General features: G+C 69.2%; 8 protein-coding genes. 5 read left to right on the forward strand and 3 right to left on the reverse strand.

The window, feature by feature from the left end; genetic code table 11:
- Positions 1-192 precede the first annotated feature (192 nt).
- On the reverse strand, positions 193-1,332 hold the full coding sequence (locus ACTWPB_RS03745) for an acyl-CoA dehydrogenase family protein (RefSeq protein ID WP_446224331.1): 1,140 nt from the start codon (positions 1,330-1,332) through the stop codon (positions 193-195).
- A 101-nt stretch (positions 1,333-1,433) separates the two neighbouring features.
- Between ACTWPB_RS03745 and ACTWPB_RS03750 the strand changes: the two genes are divergently transcribed.
- Positions 1,434-1,814 (forward strand): ArsR/SmtB family transcription factor, encoded by a 381-nt coding sequence (locus ACTWPB_RS03750; RefSeq protein ID WP_446224332.1) that lies wholly within the window; start codon positions 1,434-1,436, stop codon positions 1,812-1,814.
- 111 nt (positions 1,815-1,925) lie between these two features.
- On the forward strand, positions 1,926-3,560 hold the full coding sequence (locus ACTWPB_RS03755; protein ID WP_446224333.1) for a long-chain fatty acid--CoA ligase: 1,635 nt from the start codon (positions 1,926-1,928) through the stop codon (positions 3,558-3,560).
- A gap of 223 nt (positions 3,561-3,783) precedes the next feature.
- Here ACTWPB_RS03755 and ACTWPB_RS03760 read toward each other — a convergent pair whose 3' ends face one another.
- Together ACTWPB_RS03760 and ACTWPB_RS03765 are read right to left on the reverse strand one after the other, a co-directional pair.
- Positions 3,784-4,176: an SCO5389 family protein gene (locus tag ACTWPB_RS03760; RefSeq protein WP_378915780.1), complete on the reverse strand. Its 393-nt coding sequence runs from the start codon at positions 4,174-4,176 to the stop codon at positions 3,784-3,786.
- A 71-nt stretch (positions 4,177-4,247) separates the two neighbouring features.
- The gene (locus ACTWPB_RS03765) at positions 4,248-5,294 is read right to left on the reverse strand and encodes a nitronate monooxygenase (protein ID WP_446224334.1); all 1,047 of its coding nucleotides are present in this window, start codon (positions 5,292-5,294) and stop codon (positions 4,248-4,250) included.
- 267 nt (positions 5,295-5,561) lie between these two features.
- Here ACTWPB_RS03765 and ACTWPB_RS03770 point away from each other — a divergent pair, with 267 nt between their 5' ends.
- From ACTWPB_RS03770 to ACTWPB_RS03780, 3 genes are all read left to right on the forward strand, one after another.
- Positions 5,562-6,428: a M23 family metallopeptidase gene (locus ACTWPB_RS03770; protein WP_446224335.1), complete on the forward strand. Its 867-nt coding sequence runs from the start codon at positions 5,562-5,564 to the stop codon at positions 6,426-6,428.
- Positions 6,429-6,664: 236 nt separating this feature from the next.
- Positions 6,665-14,311: an amino acid adenylation domain-containing protein gene (locus ACTWPB_RS03775; protein ID WP_446224336.1), complete on the forward strand. Its 7,647-nt coding sequence runs from the start codon at positions 6,665-6,667 to the stop codon at positions 14,309-14,311.
- Between the two features lie 62 nt (positions 14,312-14,373).
- Positions 14,374-20,661, forward strand: a complete 6,288-nt coding sequence (locus tag ACTWPB_RS03780) for an amino acid adenylation domain-containing protein (protein ID WP_446224337.1) — start codon at positions 14,374-14,376, stop codon at positions 20,659-20,661.
- Positions 20,662-20,785: the final 124 nt, after the last annotated feature.

Below are 20,785 nucleotides of genomic sequence, written 5' to 3' on the forward strand. Positions count from 1 at the left end.
GGTTGCCCAAACGTGCCAACTCATGATGATCAGCGCGTTGCTGGTTTGCTAGCTACCTGATGTGTTATTACCGAAGGGGCCCGCCCTGATCTGGACTGAGTGGAGGGTGCGACGAAGGAGTGCCCGGAGGGAGGGAAGATCAGGGGCCCGAAGGGCCCCGCTCGAGCGCGCCAGCGCTCCAATAGCAGAGCTCTACCCGGCGAGGTGGCGGGCGATGACCAGGCGCTGGATCTGGTTGGTTCCTTCGAAGATCTGCATGACTTTGGCTTCGCGCATGTAGCGCTCGACGGGGAAGTCCTGGGTGTAGCCGTAGCCGCCGAAGACCTGGACCGCGTCGGTGGTCACCTTCATGGCCGCGTCGGTGGCGACCAGTTTGGCGACCGAGGCCTGGCGGGAGTACGGCAGGCCCGCGTCGCGGCGGCGGGCCGCGTCGAGGTAGGTGGCGCGGGCGGTGTCGACGGCGGCGGCCATGTCGGCGAGGACGAAGCCGAGGCCCTGGTGGTCGATGATCTTGCGGCCGAAGGCTTCTCGTTCCTTGGCGTAGGCGACCGCTTCGTCGAGCGCGCGCTGGGCGACACCGGTGGCGACGGCGGCGATGCCGAGGCGGCCCGCGTCGAGCGCGCTGAAGGCGATCGAAAGTCCTTGTCCCTCTTCGCCGATCCGACGTTCGGTGGGCAGGAACGCGTCGTCGTAGGCGGCGGTGGTGGTCGGGATGCCGCGTAGGCCCATCTTCTCCTCGGGCTTGCCGAAGCTCAGGCCCGCGGTGTCGGCGGGGACCAGGAAGCAGGAGATGCCGCGCGAACCCTCGCCGGTGCGGGCGAACAGTGTGTAGAAGTCGGCGCGGCCGCCGTTGGTGATCCAGGCCTTGGTGCCGTTGAGGGTGTAGCCGCCGTCGACGGGGGTGGCGCGGCAGCGCAGGGCGGCCGCATCGGAACCGGCGTGCGCCTCGGAAAGGCTGTAGGCGCCGATGGTTTCGCCCGACAGCATGCGATCGAGCCACTGCTGCTTCTGCCCGTCGGTGCCGTAGGTGAACAGCGGATGGCACGACAGGCCGTGCACGCTCACCGCGACGGCGACGGCGGCCCAGCGGCTCGCGATTTCCTCGAGCACCTGCAGGTACACCTCGTACGGCTGCGCACCGCCACCGAACTCCTCCGGGTACGGCAGGCTGAGCAACCCGGCCGCGCCGAGCGCGGGGAAAACACCGTCGGGGAAGACGCCGGTCTTCTCGCTCTCGGCGACCCGCGGCTCCAGCACCTTGTCGGCGATATCGCGGGTCAGTGCGATCAGTTCACGCGCCTCGTCGGTGGGCAACATCCGGTCAACAGCCATGCTCGTCACAGTACTTCGGGCCCATCCACCGCCCATCTCGGTGCCGATCGCCAGATGTGTCCGCCCCGAGCGGCCAACCGCCGTGGATCTATTATCTGCGCATGAATGCAGATGCTCGTCCGCCTCTTGCCGAAGATCAGGTGGGGCTGGTCGTCGAGGTGTTCCGCATGCTGGCCGACCCGACCAGGGTCCAGATCCTCTGGGCGCTGGCCGATCAGGAACTCTCGGTGAACGAACTGGCGAGCGGAGTCGGCAAGCCGGGCCCCTCGGTGTCCCAGCACCTGGCGAAACTGCGCATGGCCCGGCTCGTGCGCACCCGTCGCGAGGGGACCACCATCTTCTACAGCCTCGACAACGACCACGTCCGCAGCCTGGTCGTCGACGCCGTGTACAACGCCGAACACGCCGGTCCCGGTGTGCCGCCGCACCATAGGGGACTTGATGGTCAGCCCCCATACGCGGAGCCACCTGGTTCGCGATGACCAGCCGACCTGCAGGAATGTTGTCGGAGGAAACGATTGCGAGGTGCAAACCTTTCGGTAACATCCGGTGTGACGTGGCTCATGCCACGGCAGGGACTTGAAGGAGCACCGATGCTGAGCACCATGCAGAACGACCAGCTCTCACTGGCCAAACTGCTCAACTATGCCGCAACTTTCCAGGGCGATTCGACCGTGTCCACATGGACCGGTGACGGTGTTCGCACCATGACCTACCGCGAGCTCGGTGCGGATTCCGCCCGCCTGGCCAACGCGCTGCGTGGGCTCGGCGTCGAAGAGGGCGACCGCGTCGGCACCTTCATGTGGAACAACAACGAGCACATGGTCGCCTACATCGCGGTACCCGCGATGGGCTCGGTGCTGCACGCGCTCAACATCCGGCTGTTCCCCGAGCAGCTCGTCTTCGTCGCCAACCATGCCGAGGACAAGGTCGTGCTCGTCGACGGTACGCTGCTGCCGCTGTTCGCGCAGTACCTGCCGAATCTGAAGACCGTGCAGCACGTGATCGTCGTCAACGGCGATGCCGCCGCGCTCACCGCGCCCGAGGGCGTCACCGTGCACTCCTACCGCGAGCTGCTCGACGCCCAGTCCGCCGACTTCGACTTCCCGGTCATCGACGAGCGTTCGGCCGCCGCGATGTGTTACACCTCCGGCACCACCGGCGACCCCAAGGGCGTCGTCTACTCGCACCGCTCCAACTGGCTGCACGCCATGCAGGTGAACTCGCCCAACGGCATGGGTTTCCAGGGCTCGGACTACGTGCTCGCGATTGTGCCGCTGTTCCACGCCAACGCGTGGGGCCTGCCGTACGCGGCGCTGATGTCGGGCGCGAACATCCTGATGCCGGACCGTTTCCTGCAGCCCGCCCCGCTGCTGGAGATGATGGCGGTCGAGAAGCCGAGCTTCGCCGCCGCGGTGCCCACCATCTGGGGTGGCGTGCTGGCCGCGCTTTCCGCTGCGCCGCAGGACATCTCGCACCTGCGGACGGCTGTCGTCGGTGGTTCCGCGGTGCCGCCCGCGATGATGCGCGCGTTCGAGGAGAAGCACGGCGTGCGGATCCTGCACGCGTGGGGCATGACCGAGACCTCCCCGCTGGGCAGCGTCGCGCACGCGCCCGCCGGTGTCAGCGATGACGAAGCCTGGGAGTACCGCTACACCCAGGGCCGTTTCCCGGCCAACGTCGAGGCCCGGCTGGTCGGCGACGACGGCAAGGTCGTCCCGAACGACGGTGAGTCGCTCGGCGAGCTCGAGGTCCGCGGCGCGTGGATCACCGGCTCCTACTACTCGCCCACCGGCGCGGAGATCGATCCGGACAAGTTCGACGACGGCTGGCTGCGCACCGGCGATGTCGGCAAGATCAGCCCCAACGGCTACCTCACCCTGGTCGACCGCTCCAAGGACGTCATCAAGTCCGGTGGCGAGTGGATCTCCTCGGTGGACCTGGAGAACTCGGTGATGGGCCACCCGGCCGTCGCCGAGGCCGCCGTTATCGGTGTGCCCGACGAGAAGTGGGACGAGCGCCCGCTGGTCGCCATCGTGCTGGCCGAAGGCGCTGCCGCCGAGGCCACCGAACTGCGCGACTACCTGGCCGACAAGTTCGCCAAGTGGCAGCTGCCCGAGCGCTGGACCTTCATCGCCGAGGTCCCGAAGACCAGCGTCGGCAAGTTCGACAAGAAGCGCCTGCGCGCCCAGTACGCCGAAGGCGAGCTCGACGTCATCACGGTGTAGGGCACTGAAACGGCGGACGTGGAACAACTTCCACGTCCGCCGTCTTTTTGGCGGCTGGTGCCGCGGTTCGCGGCCCTTCGGGCCCCGATTCTTCCCTCCCGACGGGCACTCCTTCGTCGCACCCTCTGGTCAGTCCAGAATCGGGCGGGCCGCGAAAACGTAGCTCGCAGTACAGAACGGCGGGCGTGGACTTGCTTCCACGCCCGCCGTTTTCGTTTCTACGTCAGCAGTTGCGCAATTCGGGGCTCTGGTTCAAGAGCTGGGCGCGCGGGCTGATGTAGCGGGTGTAGGTCTCCCCGCCGACGGCCGACAGCGGGAAGGCCGCGACCCGATGGCAGTTCTGGAAGGCCAGTTTCACACCGAAATGCCGTTCCAGGCCACCACGGATGGCGTCGGAGGCTAAGGCGCGCAGCAGCTGTCCGCGGGCCACCTCGTCCGGCGGCGGCACCCGGTTGTCGGCGTATTCATCGGTGCCGGTGCGCAGGTCGTCCGCGACCCGGCTCACCACCTCCCATGCGTAAGGCAGTGAGATACGGACACATTCGACGAATTCGGCGTCGTCGATATCGCCCTGTTCGGCGCGTTCGAGTAGTGCGGCGGGAACATCGAGGGACATGGCGCTCTCCTCCTGCTTGGGGGTGGTCGGCGGGATGCGATGCCAGGACCGAGTCTAAACGATATCCGTTGTCAATAACCCTGGATTCGTTCCGAAAGCGCTTTTCGGAGTGCGCTTTTCGCGTCGGCGGCCAGGTCGGCGACCAGTTCGCTTGCCGGTTGCCCGGTGCTCAGTGAATGAGCTTGCCCCGCCCACAGATTCACTTCGTCGGTGTTGCCGCCTGCTCGCGCGGCGGCCCGCAACGGGGCTGTGGCGTAATGAATTTCGGGGTAGGCGGCAGGCGCGTCGGCGGTGTGTTCGACGAGGAAACGGTTACGGATTCCGCGGGCGCGACGTCCGGTGAACGCGCGCGTGAGCATTGTCGGTTCCGGCGTGCCGATCGCACCCCGATGCACGGCGTTGGTGCCTGCTTCCGGGCAGCGCAGCAGCGCGGTGCCGATCTGCGCCGCCGACGCACCGGCCGCCAGCACCCCGGCCACGCCGGCGCCCGTGGCGATCCCGCCCGCCGCGACGAGTGGGCGGGAGGTGACCGCGGTGAGCAACTGGAGCAGGGTCAGCAGCCCGGGTGGGTCGGTCGGGTCGTCGGCGGGGTCGTCGAGGAAGCTCGCGCGATGCCCGCCCGCCTCGGCGCCCTGGGCGATCAGCACGTCGGCGCCGGCGTCGACGGCGATCAGGGCCTCATCGGGCGAGGTGACCGTCACCCACACCTCCGAGCCGACCGCGTGCAGCCGGTCCACCTCCACCGCGGTGGGACAGCCGAAGGTCGTGGAGACCACCGCGACCGGATCGGCGATGAGGAGATCGAGCTTGCCTGCCCATCCGTCGGTGTCGTGCTCGGGGGTGCCGAGCGGGAACTCGGCGCCGAGTTCGGCGAGGTAGGTCGCGTACACGGCCGGATCGGCCACCGCTCCCGGTGCGAACAGGTTCACGCCGAACGGCGCCGTGGTGGCTGCCCTCGTCGCCTCGATCTGCGCTGCCAACGCCTCGGTGCCGAGATAGCCGGCGGCGAGCTGTCCGAACCCGCCCGCGGCCGCCACGGCGACCACCAGCTCGGGTGTGGACGGGCCGCCCGCCATGGGCGCGGCAACGATGGGGACAGTCAAGGTCTCGATCACCATGGGTCGAGTCTGGTCGGTCGGGGCCGTGTTCAGGCCCCGTGACAGCGCGTGTGACCGGTTGGGCACGGTGATTGTTACTGTGCGGCACGTCATCTACCTGCGATTTCGTGACCGAAGGTTGCGGAATGGTCACGGCCGGGTAGAGTTCGCGTCACAACGTATGCCGAACCGTTACGCACGGGTCGGCGGTGGGGACCGCGCAAGTGGTCTCCGGGCCGGTCGCAGACCGGTTTCGTTTTCCTTGTTGTCGGACGCTAGGACGAGATCTTGTCGCAGCACCGTGTGGGTCCCGAATCCATCTCCGTGCAGGCTCTGCTTGCGAACGCGGATGGCCGGAGCCCGAGCAGGAGCAGGCACCGCGCCGAAGCGTCGCGTTCGGATCGTGTGCGGGTCGCCGCCAGTGCCGCGGTCGCCGCGGGCGCGCTGGTCGGCATCACCGCCCAGATCGCCCCGGCGCTGGCCTTCGCCGCGCCGCTGCTGCCGACCCACGACGACAGCGTCAAGGAATCGGTCGTCCCCGAGTCGGCCCGCCAGGATGTCGACCTCGTCGCCGCGCAGCAGGTCGCCGCGCACGTCGAGACCCCCGCGCCGGTGGTAGCGGTCGCCGCGCCGATCGCCGCCCCCGTGGCCGCGCCGTTCGGCATCGGCAACCTGCCCCCCGAGATCTCCGGCCCGCTCTCGCAGGTCGAGGACATCCTCCAGGGCATTCAGCACCAGGTCGCGCCGCCGCAGTCCGCGCGTCCGGTCGCGGGCCCGATCAGCTCCGGCTACGGCGCCCGCTGGGGTGCCATGCACTACGGCCTCGACTTCGCCGACTCGATCGGCGCCCCGATCAAGTCCGTGTCCAACGGCACCGTGATCGAGGCGGGCCCGGCGTCGGGCTTCGGCCTGTGGGTGCGGGTGCTGCACGACGACGGCACCACCGGGGTCTACGGCCACGTCAACGAAATGCTGGTCAGCGAGGGCCAGCGGGTGAACGCGGGCCAGGTCATCGCGACCGTCGGCAACCGCGGCCAGTCCACCGGCCCGCATCTGCACCTCGAGATCTGGGATCAGGGCGGCAGCAAGATGGACCCGATTCCGTACCTCGCTTCCAAGGGCGTGCCGCTGGAGTGGGGTCCTTCCGCGCACTGAGCGGTAGGAAATACGGAGCCTTCTCCGTAGAGCTGGTGACGGTGGTTCTTATGAGCCCCGTCACTTTGCATTTGAAGCGGCAACACGCTCGCGCGCCGGTCCGATACACCTTTAGGCCCCGAGCCCTGGGGGCACGCTGACTCGGCTGATGGGCAGTCGGTCTATATGATGGCTCGATCTGCACGGTGCGGGATCGCCGCGCGCGTACAGGCTCGATGAGAGGTGAATGAACTCGAATGGAAACTGCCCGTCGTTCTGCCCGCGGTAACCGCCGTCGCCGATCGAGCAGTCCGACATTCGGGCAGTTGCTGACGGGGGCCGTCGAGTCGGCTGCCGATCGGGTCGCGGTTCGGTTCAACCCGTCCGGTGACCCCGCCGACCAGCGTCAGCTCACCTATTCCGAATTCGACCAGCAGTCCTCGCGGCTGGCCCGCGTGCTCATCGCCCGCGGTATCGGGCCCGGCGACGTGGTCGCCATCGGCATCGCCCGCGGCATCGAGTCGGTACTGGCCGTGTGGGCGATCGCCAAGACCGGCGCCGCCTACGTTCCGGTCGACCCGAACTACCCGGCCGACCGTATCGCCCACATCGTGTCCGACTCCGGCGCGGTGCTCGGGCTCACCACCGCCACCCATCGCGAGGTGCTCGGTACGGCGCTGACCTGGCTCGAGCTCGACGACGCCGAGACGGCCACCCACATCGCGGCCCTGCCCGCGCACCCGATCTCCTACACCGACCGGATCCGCACCCTCGACGAGCGGCACCCGGCCTACGTCATCTACACCTCGGGCTCCACCGGCAAGCCGAAGGGCGTTGTGGTGACCCACACCGGTCTGGCCGGTCTGGTCGCCGCCGAGCGCGCGCACTATCGCGTCGCCGCCGACTCGCGCGTGCTGCACGTGTGTTCGCCGAACTTCGACGTGTCGGTACTGGAGTTGCTGCTCACCTTCTCCGCGGGCGCGACCCTGGTGATCGCGCCGCCCGGCGTGTTCGGTGGCTTCGAGCTCGCGGATCTGCTGCGCCGCGAACAGGTTTCGCACATGCTCATCACTCCGGGCGCGCTGGAATCGGTCGATCCGGCCGATCTGGACGACCTCCAGGTCGTGGTCGTCGCTGGTGACAAGTTCGGGCCGGAACTGGTCGGTCGCTGGGCTGTCGGCGAGCGTGAGTTCTACAACGGCTACGGCCCCACCGAGGCCACCATCCTGGCCACCAGCACCCCGCCGATGGACCCGGCCGCGCCGGTGACGATCGGTGCCGCGATCGCCGGTGTCGGTGCGTTCGTGCTGGATTCGCGGCTGCGGCCGGTGCCATCGGGCGTGATCGGCGAGCTGTATCTGTCGGGTCCCGCACTGGCACAGGGCTATCTGAACCGGCCCGCGCTCACCGCGGAACGTTTCGTCGCCAGCCCCTTCGGCACCGAATCCGGTGACGCGAACGCGCGCCTGTACCGCACCGGAGACCTGGTGCGGCGCAGCGAATCCGGTGACGGTGTCATCGAGTACATGGGACGCTCGGACTTCCAGGTGAAGATCCGCGGCTTCCGGATCGAGCTCGGCGAGATCGACAACGCGCTCACCGCGCACCCCGATATCGACTTCGCGGCTACCCTCGGCAAGACCCTGCCTTCCGGGGTGACAGCGCTGGTTTCGTATGTGATGCCTCGCTCCGGTGCGACAGTCGAGGTGGCCGCGCTCGATGCGTTCCTCGCGGAATCGTTGCCCGGCTACATGATTCCGGCCGCGATCATGGTCCTTGACCGGATCCCGCTGACACCGGTGGGCAAACTGGACCGAAAGGCATTGCCGGAGCCCGTGTTCGCGGTGCGCGAGTTCCGTGCGCCCGCGACCCCGGTGCAGCAGGTGATTGCCGGTGTCTTCGCCGAGTTGCTGACCGCCGGTGCGCCGGAGGAGATCCGGGTCGGCGCCGACGACGACTTCTTCGAGCTCGGTGGTAACTCGCTGCTGGCCGCGCAGGCCGCCACGCGCATCGGCGCCGCACTCGACACCCGCGTGCCGGTGCAGTTGCTGTTCGAGGTCAGCACGGTCTCGGGGCTGGCCGAACGCGTGGAACGCCATATCGGCACCGGTTCGGGCCAGGAGCTGGTCGCGCAGCAGCGCCCCGATTCGATCCCGCTGTCGTTCGCTCAGCAGCGGATGTGGTTCCTCAACCAGTTCGACCCGGCCAGTGCGGTGAACAACATGCCGATCGCGGTGCGGCTGTCGGGTGCGCTCGATGTCGACGCGTTGCGCGTCGCGGTCACCGACCTGGTGGCGCGCCATGAGGTGCTGCGCACGATGTATCCGCCGGTCGACGGGGTCGGCACGCAGCTGGTGCTGCCGCTGTCGGACCCGCGTGCCGTGCCCGCCCTCGCGGCCGGCGACGCCACCGAGGACGCGATCGCCGCCCTGGTCACCGAGACCGTCGGCGCGGGCTTCGACGTCACCGTCGCCCCGCCGCTGCGGCTGCGCCTGCTGCGGCTGAGCGCGACCGAGCACGTGCTGGTGTGCGTGATGCACCACATCGCCGGTGACGGTGTGTCGATGGGCCCGCTCACTCGCGACCTGATGACCGCCTACGTCCAGCGCAGTGCGGGCAACGCGCCCGGCTGGCCCGAATTGGCCGTCCAGTACGTCGATTTCACGCTCTGGCAGCGTGCGGTGCTCGGTACCGAGGACGACCCGGAGTCGATCCTGACCCAGCAGATCGACTTCTGGCGCACCCAGCTCGCCGGTGTGCCCGATCAGCTCGAGCTGCCGATCGACCGGCCGCGACCCGCGACCGCCTCCTACCGTGGCGCGAGCCTGGACTTCCGGATTCCCGCGCAGGTGCACGCCGGGCTGGATCAGCTTGCGCGCACACACAATTCGACGCTGTTCATGGTGGTGCACGCCGCGCTGTCGGCACTGCTGGCCAGGCTGTCGGGCAGTACCGATATCGCTATCGGTACCCCGGTCGCCGGTCGTGGTGACGCCGCGCTCGATGACCTGATCGGCATGTTCGTCAACACCTTGGTGCTGCGCACCGAGGTCGACCCGGCAGCCGGTTTCGACGAGCTGCTCGCCCAGACCCGCGCGGTCGATGTCGCGGCGTTCGGCCACGCCGACGTGCCGTTCGAGCGATTGGTCGAGCTGCTCGACCCGGCCCGTTCGACCGCACGGCATCCGCTGTTCCAGGTGATGCTCGCCTTCCAGAACATGGCGCGCACCGCACTGGAGCTGCCCGGACTGACCGTCGCGGGCGTCGAGCTGACCATGCCGTTCGCCAAGTTCGACCTGCAGTTCGAGATGGTGGAGGACACCGATCGCCACGGTGCACCGCACGGCATCGCGGTCGGGCTCACCTATGCCACCGACCTGTTCGACGCGGACACCATCGCCGGGTTCGCCGACCGGTTCCAGCGGCTGCTGGCCGGGATCGTCGCCGCACCTGCCGAGCCGCTCGGTGCGATCGAGCTCCTCGAGCCTGCCGAGCTGGACCGAATCCTGGTGCAGTGGAACGACACTCGCCACGACCTCGCACCGGAGCTGCTGCTCGACGGTTATCGGCGGGCCGTGGCCTGCTATCCCGATGCCGTCGCTGTCGCCTATGAGGGCGCCGAGCTGACCTATCGGGAGTTCGACGAGCGGGTGAACCGGCTCGCCCGGCTGCTGATCACGCAGGGTGTGGGTCCCGAATCCCTGGTCGGGCTCGCGGTGCGGCGCTCGCTCGAGCTGGTGGTCGGGATGTACGCGATCGTGACCGCCGGTGGGGCGTATGTGCCGATCGACCCGGATCATCCGGCCGATCGCATCGCGCACATTCTCGATACCGCCGCGCCCGCCGCTGTCCTGAGCACCACCGCGGATGCGATCGAGATCCCCGCGGGTGTGCCGGTGATCCTGGTGGATTCCGTTGCGCTCGAGGAGTTCTCGGCCGCGCCGGTCGAGTTGGCTGAAGTGGTCCGGCCCGGGAATCCGGCCTACGTCATCTTCACCTCCGGTTCCACCGGGCGGCCGAAGGGTGTGGCGGTCTCGCACGCGGCGATCGTCAACCAGATGGTGTACATGGGCGCCGAATACGGGATCGGTCCGTCCGATGTGTACCTGCAGAAGACGCCCGCCACCTTCGACGTGTCGCTGTGGGGTTACTTCCTGCCGCTGCGGACCGGCGCGAAGCTGGTTGTGTCGACCCATGACGGACACCGCGATCCGGTGTACCTCGCCGAAACCATTGCGGCGCAGAGTGTGACGCTCACCGACTTCGTTCCGTCGATGCTCTCGGTGTTCGCCGCGCACACCAGCGCCGGTTCGATTCCGAGCCTGCGCGCGGTGTTCGCCGCCGGGGAGGCGCTGCCCACCGAGACCGTGGCCGACGTGGCCCGCGTCTGCACGGCACGGGTGCACAACCTGTACGGACCTACCGAAGCTGCTGTCACCGTGACGCGTTGGCCCGCAAGCGATTCCGATCGTGGTTCGGTGCCGATGGGCGTGCCGGAGTGGAATACCCGTGTCTACGTGCTGGATTCGCGGCTGCGCGCGGTGCCCGCCGGAGTGGTCGGCGAGTTGTACCTGGCCGGTGACCAGCTCGCGCGCGGCTACGTTGCCCGCCCCGGTCTGACCGCGGATCGGTTCGTCGCCAACCCCTTCGAGCCCGGCGCGCGGATGTACCGCTCCGGCGACCTCGTCCGCTGGGGTGGATCGTCGGCCGAGCCCGCGCTGGAATACCTGGGCCGCACCGACTTCCAGGTGAAGTTCCGCGGTCAGCGCATCGAGCTCGGCGAGATCGAGACCGCCCTGCTCGCGCAGGACGTGATCAGCCAGTCCGTGGCTTTGGTGCTCGACACCGCGTCGGGCCAGCACCTGGTCGCGTACGTGGTGGCGCGCCCCGGCGAACAGCCCGACCCCGCGGAGCTGCGGACGGCCGTCGCGGAATCGCTGCCCGCCTACATGGTTCCGACCGTTGTCACGGTGCTGGACAGCTTCCCGCTGAACCCGAGCGGCAAGCTCGACCGCAAGGCTCTTCCGGCCCCGGCCTTCACCGCGGGCGAGTTCCGTGCGCCGGGTACCCCCGCCGAGGAGATCGTCGCGGGGGTCTTCGCGGAACTGCTCGGCATGGCCCGTGTCGGCGCCGACGACGACTACTTCGCCCTCGGTGGCAACTCGCTGCTGGCCACCCGTGCGATCGCCCGCATCAACGAGGCACTCGACGCCGACCTCGCCATCCGCGACCTGTTCGAGACGCCCACCGTGTCGGCCCTCGCGGCGCGCATCGGCGGTGCGAGCGGTGCCACCGCGCGCCCGCCGCTGGTCGCGACCGAACGCCCGCAACGCATTCCGCTGTCGCTGGCACAGCAGCGCATGTGGGTGGTCAACCAGGTCGACCCCACCTCGGGCTCCTACAACATCCCCTTCGCCATCCGCCTCACCGGCGAGCTCGACGTGGCCGCCCTCGACGCCGCAGTTACCGACGTGCTCGGCCGACACGAGTCCCTGCGCACCTTCTTCCCGGTGGCCGGTGGCACCGTTGCCCGGGGTGTCGCCGGTCGAGTCGACGTCGATGCCCAAGGCGAGGCTGTGGCCGATCGCGGCGCATCCTCGGACGGCGTAGCCGACATCGCAGTCTCCGCGGGTTCCGGTCGAAACGAGCCTGGCCCCGCGCGCGGTAGCGCAGGGGTCGACGGCGTCGCATCCGGTGACGCCGGTCGTGGACAAGCCGGTGGTGACACCGCAGCGGGTGGCGTCGTGGTGGCCGATGGGATGCCTGTCCAGGTAATCCTCTCCGCGGCCGATGCGCTGCCCGGTGGGCTCCAGGTTGAGACGACCGCCGATATCCTCACTCGTGCGGCCGAATTGGCCGGTGCGGGTTTCGACGTGACGCGTGAGGTTCCGCTGCGCGCAGCGTTGCTGACCGATGGAACCTCGGCCGACTGGCTGCTTGTCGTTGTGGTGCACCACATCTCGGCTGACGGTGCCTCGCTGGCGCCGCTCGCCCGCGACCTGATGACCGCCTACGTTGCCCGTGCCGCGCAGCAGAGCCCGGGATGGGCACCGCTCGACGTCCAGTATGCCGACTTCGCGCTGTGGCAACGGGCCGTCGTCGGCGAGGACGCTCAGCCGGAATCGCCGGCCGCCGCTCAGCTCGACTATTGGCGCAACCAGTTGGCCGATGTGCCCCCGCTTGTGGAGCTGCCGCAGGATCGCCCGCGTCCGTCGGTGCCGACCCTGCGTGGCGCCACCACGGAGCTGCGTCTGCCCGCCGAGGTGCACACCGCGCTGAATCACCTTGCGCGCGAGCACAAGTCGTCGCTGTTCATGGTTGTGCACGCGGCACTGGCCGTGCTGCTCGGCCGTTTGTCGGGCACCTCCGATATCGCCATCGGCACCGCTGTCGCCGGGCGCGGTGAGCGGGCGCTCGACGAGCTGGTCGGCATGTTCGTCAACACCTTGACCCTGCGCACCACGCTCGATCCGGCCGGTTCCTTCGACGAGGCCGTCGACGTGGCCCGCGAGACCGATCTCGGCGCGTTCGCCAATGCCGACCTGCCGTTCGAGCGGGTCGCCGAGGTCGTCGCGCCGGGTCGGGGTAGTGCGCAGAGCCCGCTGTTCCAGGTGGCGCTCACCTTCAGCAACAACGAGGCGGCCGCGCTCGAACTGCCCGGTCTCACCGTGAACGCGCTCGACACCGCGGTCGCGGCCAAGTTCGACCTGCAGGTGGACGTCGAACCGCGCTTCACCGCCGCCGGTGATCCCGACGAGCTGATCACGCTGTTCAACTACGCCACCGACCTGTTCGACGAGGCCACCGTGCGCAGCATCGGCGCCCGCTTCGCCCGCATCCTGACCGCCGTCGCCGCCGACCCGCAGATCCGTATCGGCGATATCGACATCCTCGACGAGTCCGAACGCGCCCGGCTGCTCGCCGGCGCGGCACCGGCGCCCGCGCCGAGCACACCGTCGGGCGGCACCACGCTCGCGCAGGCCTTCACCGCCGCCGCCGAAGACGACCCCGACGGCCCTGCCCTCGTCTGGGGCGACGACGCGCTGACCTACGACCAGCTCGACGCCCGCTCCGCACGCCTGGCCAGGCTGCTGATCGGCCGGGGCTTCGGCCCGGGAGACGCGGTGGCCGTTGATCTTTCGCGCGGCATCGACTGGGCCGTAGCGGTCTGGGCGATCCTCAAGGCAGGCGCGGCCGTGGTCCCGGTCACCGGTGCCGAACTGCCCGCCGAGCCCGCCGCGAAGCTGGGCATCACCGTCGGCGAGCCCCGCGGCGTCGACTGGATCTCACTCGACGACCCGGCGATCAAGACCGAACTGTCCACCCAGTCCGCCCGCCCGGTGACCTACGCCGACCGCACCCGCGCCCTGCGCGGTGGCGACCCGGCGTTCGTCGGTGCCGACGGCACCCGCAGCTACAACGAACTCGCTACGGCGGGTGCGCAGGTGCGCGCCGACACCGACCTGACCTTCGAAGCCAGAACGTTCGGCTACGGCCCGGCGGACAGCTTCACCGCACTGGTCGAGCCGGTAGCCGCGGGTGTCGCAGGCGCATCGATGGTTCTGGTGCCGATGGCGAACGGGTCACTGTCGGCTGGGGCCCTTGCGCGGTCGGTGGCACAGGCCGTGGAGGGCTCATCGGCGACCAGTGGGGGGTCGGTGGGGCAGGATGCTCCGGCGAGCACGGGTCGGGATTCGGTTCCCGGTGCACGGGCGGGTGTGACGGCGGCATTGGCCGAGGAATGGGTGACCCACCTGTTCGGCGATCGGGCAGGTCTCGAGGCGCTCGATACGCCGGAACTCGGCGATCTGCAGGCGCTGATCGCCGACGATGCCGCACCGGGCAACCCGGGCGCGGCCGAGGTAGTGCTGGTACTCGGAGATCTGCGCGCCCCGACGGTGTGAGCCCCGTGCTCGGGGCCCGCTGCGGGACAACAAGTTTCGGTGATGGGTGAGGTGGAACAGCTATGACACGACCGGCGAGAACCCGACCGGTACGTACCCGTCGCCCGCGCGTTACCGCCTTGGCGCAGCTGCTGGCCACCGCGGTCGAGACCAACCCTGACGGTCTGGCGGTCGTCCTCGCCGATGCCACCAGCACCATCGACAGCCTCACCTACGCCGAACTCGATGAGCGCTCCAACCGCATCGCCCGGTTCCTGATCGGCCGCGGCATCGGCGCGGGCGACCTGGTAGCCATCGGAATCCCACGCTCGGTCGAATCGGTGCTCGCCATCTGGGCCGTCACCAAAACCGGCGCGGGCTTCGTTCCGGTCGACCCGAACTACCCCCCGGACCGCGTGGCCCACATGGTCACCGACTCCGGCGCGGTCTTCGGGCTCACTGTCGCCGCCGTCGCCGCTGGACTCCCCGCCCAGGTGGCATGGCTCCAACTCGACGCCGCGCCGACCGGCGAAGCAGTTGCATCTACGCGGACCCTGACCAGCGGCGATATGCGCGCCGACGACAACCGTTGGGCCGCACGGCCTGACGCCGATGCGGCCTCGCGGCGCGATGGTGGCCACCATGCGGGTAGCCGGGTGGGCGGACTGCTCGGCGGCGGTGACGGCGCGGGTGCGCGGCCTGTTGCCGGCGACCACGTGGGATTTGCGGATGGCGTTGGCGGAGCGGGCCCTTCGCTGCGTGCCGGCGTCGAGCCCGGCCAACTGTTCGACGACCTCTCCGGGGAGGCGATCACCGCCCCAGACCGGCTTCGTCCTGTGCGGGCCGAGGACCTCGCCTACTTGATCTACACCTCCGGTTCCACCGGGCTGCCCAAGGGCGTCGCGGTGACCCAGGCCGGGCTCGCTGGGTTCAGCGCGGAACAGCGTCGGCACTTCGGCGTCGAATCCACCTCGCGCACGCTGCATTTCGCCTCACCGTCGTTCGATGCCTCGGTGCTCGAGCTGCTGCTGGCGTTCGGCGCGGGCGCCACCATGGTGATCGTCGACCCGAGCGTGTACGGCGGTGACGATCTCGCCGCGCTGCTGCGGCGGGAGCGGGTGAGCCACGCCTTCATCACCCCCGCCGCGCTGGCCTCGATCAACCCGGACGGACTCGATGACTTGCGGGTGGTGTCAGTCGGGGGCGAGGCCGCAACGCCGGATCTGCCGCGGCGCTGGGCGATTCCGCTCGCCGACGGCACGCTGCGCGGATTCCTGAACGTGTACGGGCCCACCGAGACGACCATCGCCACCAACATCAGTGCGCCGCTGAAACCGGGCGACCCGGTGACCATCGGCGGCCCGATCAACGGTGTGGCCGAATATGTTCTCGACGACCGGCTCGGCCCCGTTCCGCCCGGCGTCACCGGCGAGCTCTACATCACCGGCGCCCAGCTGAGCCGCGGCTACCACGCCCGCCCCGGCCTCACCTCCTCGCGATATGTCGCGAATCCGTTCGACCCGGCCGGTTCTCGCCTCTACCGCACCGGCGATCTGGTCCGCTGGACCCCCGACGGCGCACTGGACTATTTGGGCCGCAACGACTTCCAGGTCAAGATCCGTGGTTTCCGGATCGAACTCGGCGAGATCGACGCGGTGCTCTCGACGCACGAAAGTCTCGACTTCGCCGTCACCGTCGGCCACGAACTCGACAGCGGCGCAACCATTCTGGTGGCCTACGTGCACGCGGCGCCGGGTGCGGCCGTCGATACCGCCGCGCTCACCGCCTTCGCCGAGCGCAGTCTGCCCGCGCACATGGTGCCGACCGTGCTGATGGAACTCGACACCATCCCGCTCACCCCGGTCGGCAAACTCGACCGGAAGGCGCTGCCCGCACCGATCCTCGAAGTCGCCGAATTCCGCGCTCCCGCCACATCGGTGGAGCAGATCGTGGCGGGCACCTTCGCCCGGGTGCTCGACCTCGGCGACACCCAGCTCGGCCTCGACGACGACTTCTTCGCCCTCGGCGGCAACTCGCTGATGGCCACCCAGGTCGCCGCCCGCCTCGGCGCCGCACTGGACACCGACTTCCCGGTCCGGCTGCTGTTCGCGGCGTCGACGGTGGAAACACTGGCGCGGCGACTCGCCGAATCCGCCGGTGCGGGTGCCCGGCCCGCGCTGGCCGCCCGGGAGCGGCCCGCGCGGATCCCGCTGTCGCTGGCCCAGCAGCGGATGTGGTTCCTCAATCAGTTCGACCCGGGATCGGTCGCCTACAACATCCCGATGGCGGTGCGGCTGCACGGCGCCATCGATGTCGAGGCGCTGCGCGCCGCCGTGGCCGACCTCGTCGCCCGGCACGAGACCTTGCGCACGATCTACCCCGAGACCGACGACGGGCCGATCCAGCAGATCCTGGCCGAGACCGAGGCGACGCCACGGCTGGAGGTGCACACGATCGCGCCCGATCAGCTCACCGCCGCCATGCACGAATTCGGTTCGTCCGGATTCGACGTGCGCGGCCAGGTGCCGTTGCGGGTCGCGCTGTTCGAGCTCGACGCCGATGAATCGGTGCTCGCCGTAGTCGTGCACCACATCGCCGGTGACGGTTCTTCGCTCACGCCGCTGACCAGGGACCTGATGCTCGCCTACGCGGCACGCTCGGCGGGCAGCGCGCCGGAGTGGGCGCCACTGACCGTGCAGTACGCCGACTACGCGCTGTGGCAGCGCGCCTTGCTCGGCAGCGAGGACGACCCGCAGTCGCTGGCCTCGGCCCAGCTCGCCTACTGGCGTGCTGCGTTGGCCGGGCTGCCCGACCAGCTCGACCTGCCCGCCGACCGGCCACGTCCCGCCGTGCAGTCCTTCGCTGGTGGCCGCGTGCCGATCGAGATCGACGCCGAAACCCATCGCGCTCTCTTGGTTTTGGCGCGCAAGCAGGGTGCGACGCTGTTCATGGTCGTGCACACCGCACTAGCGGTGACCCTGGCGAGGCTGGCGGGCACCGACGATCTGGCGGTCGGTACTCCCATCGCGGGCCGCGGCGAGGCTGCGCTCGACGACCTCATCGGCATGTTCGTCAACACCCTGGTCTTCCGCACCACTCTCGCATCCGGCGAATCGTTCACCGAACTCCTTGCCCGCCAACGCGATACCGACCTACAGGTGTTCGCGAACGCGGACCTCCCGTTCGAGCGCCTCGTCGAGGCGATCAACCCCGCCCGCTCCACGGCCCGTCATCCGCTGTTCCAGGTCGGCCTGTCCTTCCAGAACCTCAGCCGGACCGGCCTCGAACTCGGCGAGACCGCGGTCGAAGGCGTCGACGTGGACCTCGCGGTGTCCCAGTTCGACCTGCACGCCATCGTCGCCGATGCCTACGACAGTGCCGGTGTCGCGCAGGGGATCAGCGGCGTATTCACCTACGCCACCGACCTTTTCGACGCCTCGACCGCCCAGACCTACGCGGATCGGTTCGCACGGGTTCTCATCGCGATCGCCGCCGCGCCCGAGCGCCCTGTCGACGAGCTCGACCTGCTCTCCGATGCCGAGCGGGAACGAATCCTGCACGACTGGAACGCGACCGACTACCCCTGCCCGTCCGCGACGCTGGCCTCGCTGTTCGCCGATACCGCGGCGGCCGACCCTGATGGCGTCGCGCTGATCGATGCCGAGGGCGCACAGCTCACCTACCGTGATTTGTCCGCTCGCGTGAATCAGCTTGCGCGATACCTGATCACGCAGGGCGTGGGCGTCGAGGACCGCGTTGCCCTGGCGATGCGACGGTGCACCGAGCTGGTCGTCGCGATGTATGCGGTGACCCAGGCCGGAGCCGCCTACGTCCCGGTAGACCCGGATCAACCGGCCGACCGTATCGCGCACGTCCTCGGCACCGCCGCGCCCGCCTGTGTCCTGACCACCGTGCGTGACGGTTTCGCGCACACTGGAGTGGCCGAGGCGACCGGCGCGTCGGTGCCAGTGATCGTCATCGACACCGGGTCGGCGGACCGCGCTGATCTATTCAGCGAAACGGTCGAAATCGCGACCACGGCAGCGATCAGTGAGCGCTCAGCGCAGTATCCCACCGATGCGCACCCGATCGACCTGTCCGCGGTCTCGACCGCGCCGGTCGCGGCGAGCGAGCGGATCGGTGTGCTGCGCCCGGAGAGCACGGCGTACATCATCTTCACCTCCGGCTCCACCGGCACACCGAAGGGTGTGGCGGTCTCGCACGGCGCGATCGTCAACCAGTTGCTGTGGAAGACAGCCGCTTTCGGGCTCGGCCGCGATGACTCGGTCCTGCTGAAGACCGCCGCCACCTTCGACCTGTCGGTCTGGGAATTCTGGTCGGCCGCGATCTGCGGTGGCCGCCTGGTGATCACCGCCCCCGACGGCCACCGCGACCCCGCCTACCTGCTGCGCGTACTCACCGCGCACGCGGTGACAACCCTGCACGTCGTGCCCTCGATGCTCGACGCCTTGCTCACCGAATCCGCTGGTGCCCTGCCGAATTCGCTCCGCCGCGTATTGGCCATCGGTGAGGCACTCCCGGCCTCGACCGTCCAGCGTTTCCTTGCGGCATCCTCGGCAGCACTGCACAACCTGTACGGCCCGACCGAGGCCGCGGTCTCCATCACCGACCACCGCGTCAGCACCGCCGATCGAACCACGGTCCCGATCGGTCGACCCGAATGGAACAGCCGCGTCTACGTTCTCGACGCCCGTCTGCGCCCGGTTCCGGTCGGTGTCGCAGGCGAGCTGTACCTCGCGGGCGCGCAGCTCGCCCGCGGGTACTTCGCCCGCCCCGACCTCACCGCGGACCGCTTCGTCGCCGACCCCTTCGCCGGGTTCGGCACATCAGCCGACGAGCCAATGGCCAAGGGGCGGGGGCCACACGACCCGGCGACTTCGACCGTCGAGCGCCCAGAACTCGGCGGCGCCCGCATGTACCGCACGGGCGACCTGGTCGCCTGGACCGCCGACGGCGAACTCGAATACCACGGTCGCACCGACTTCCAGGTGAAGATCCGCGGCTTCCGCATCGAACTCGGCGAGATCGAAGCCGCCCTTCTCGCTGCGCGCCAGATCGCCCAGGCAGCGGTCATCGCCACGACCGATCCGCAACTCGGTGACCGGCTCGTCGCCTACATCGTCCCCGCGCACGACAGAGCACTTACCCCCGCAGATGCCAAAGCCGCTGTGGCGCAGGTACTTCCGTCCTATATGGTCCCCTCGGCCTTCGTCGTCCTCGACCACCTCCCGCTGAACGCGAACGGCAAACTCGACAGGGCCGCACTCCCGGAGCCGGTACTCGAACCGCGCCGCTACCGCGCACCCGAGACAGCTCACGAGATCGCCGTAGCCGCCGTCTTCACCGAGGTGCTCGGCGCGCGAAACCCCGGCCTCGACGACGACTTCTTCGCCCTCGGCGGCAACTCGCTGCTGGCCACCCGCGTGGTGCACCACCTGCGCGAACACACCGGCGTCGAACTCAGCGTCGCCGCGTTCTTCGCCGACCCGACCGTCGCCGGTCTCGCAACGGGAATCGGCGACGGCCCAGCCACCGCCACCGACCTCGAAGCCGCACTCGCGGTCGTGCTCCCGATCGCCCGCCGCGGCACCCGCCCGCCGCTGATCTGTGTGCACCCGGTCTCCGGCCTGGCATGGGCATACGCGAGCCTGGTGCCGTATCTGCCCGGCGATCAGCCCGTTGTCGGCATTCAGTCACCCGCGCTGAGCGACCCGGGATTCCGGCCCGCATCGGCCGAGGAACTGGTCGACCGTTATCTGGCCGAGATCCGTGGCGTCCAACCGCACGGCCCCTATCAGCTGCTCGGTTGGTCCCTCGGCGGTGTGCTCGCGCAGGCCGTCGCGACCCGCCTGCAAGCCGAGGGCGAGACGGTGGCGTCGCTGACCATGCTCGACAGCCTTCCCGGCGCCGCACTGGCCGATTTCGGTACCGAATTGCGGCATGTGCTCGTCGAACTCGGTATTCCCGAGGAGCAGCTGCCCGAGCGGCTCACCGACCTCGGCGATGCGGCACTCGAATCGCTACACGCCGCGCTGGCGGGCGACACGCCGATCTCGCGCACCCAATTCGTCGGCATGTACCGGGGCGCGCTGCACTCGGTGGCACTGCTCACCGAGCTCGAACACGCCCGATTCGAGGGCGACGTCACCTATTTCACCGCCATGCGGACCCCCCAAAAGCTGGGGGACGGCGCCTCGCGATGGCGGCCGTTCGTCAGCGGGGTCATCGCTGACCACCCGGTCGATGCCACTCACCAGCAGCTGCTCGCGACTGTGGCGGTAGCCGCCTCCGGACCGGTAATTGCGCAGGTCGTCGCGGGTGCGAGCGGATCTGGCGATACACGTCCGTAACGGACTCCATGGGCACTACGATCCTGTTGCGATAGAGTTGGTGTGTCGTGGCGCACACCTCGGCGACGGTCGGCAATGGCTATGTAGGTGTGGCTATGCTGTGTCCGACTCGGCCGCCGGACGC

It is taken from the genome of Nocardia sp. IBHARD005, assembly GCF_052814245.1.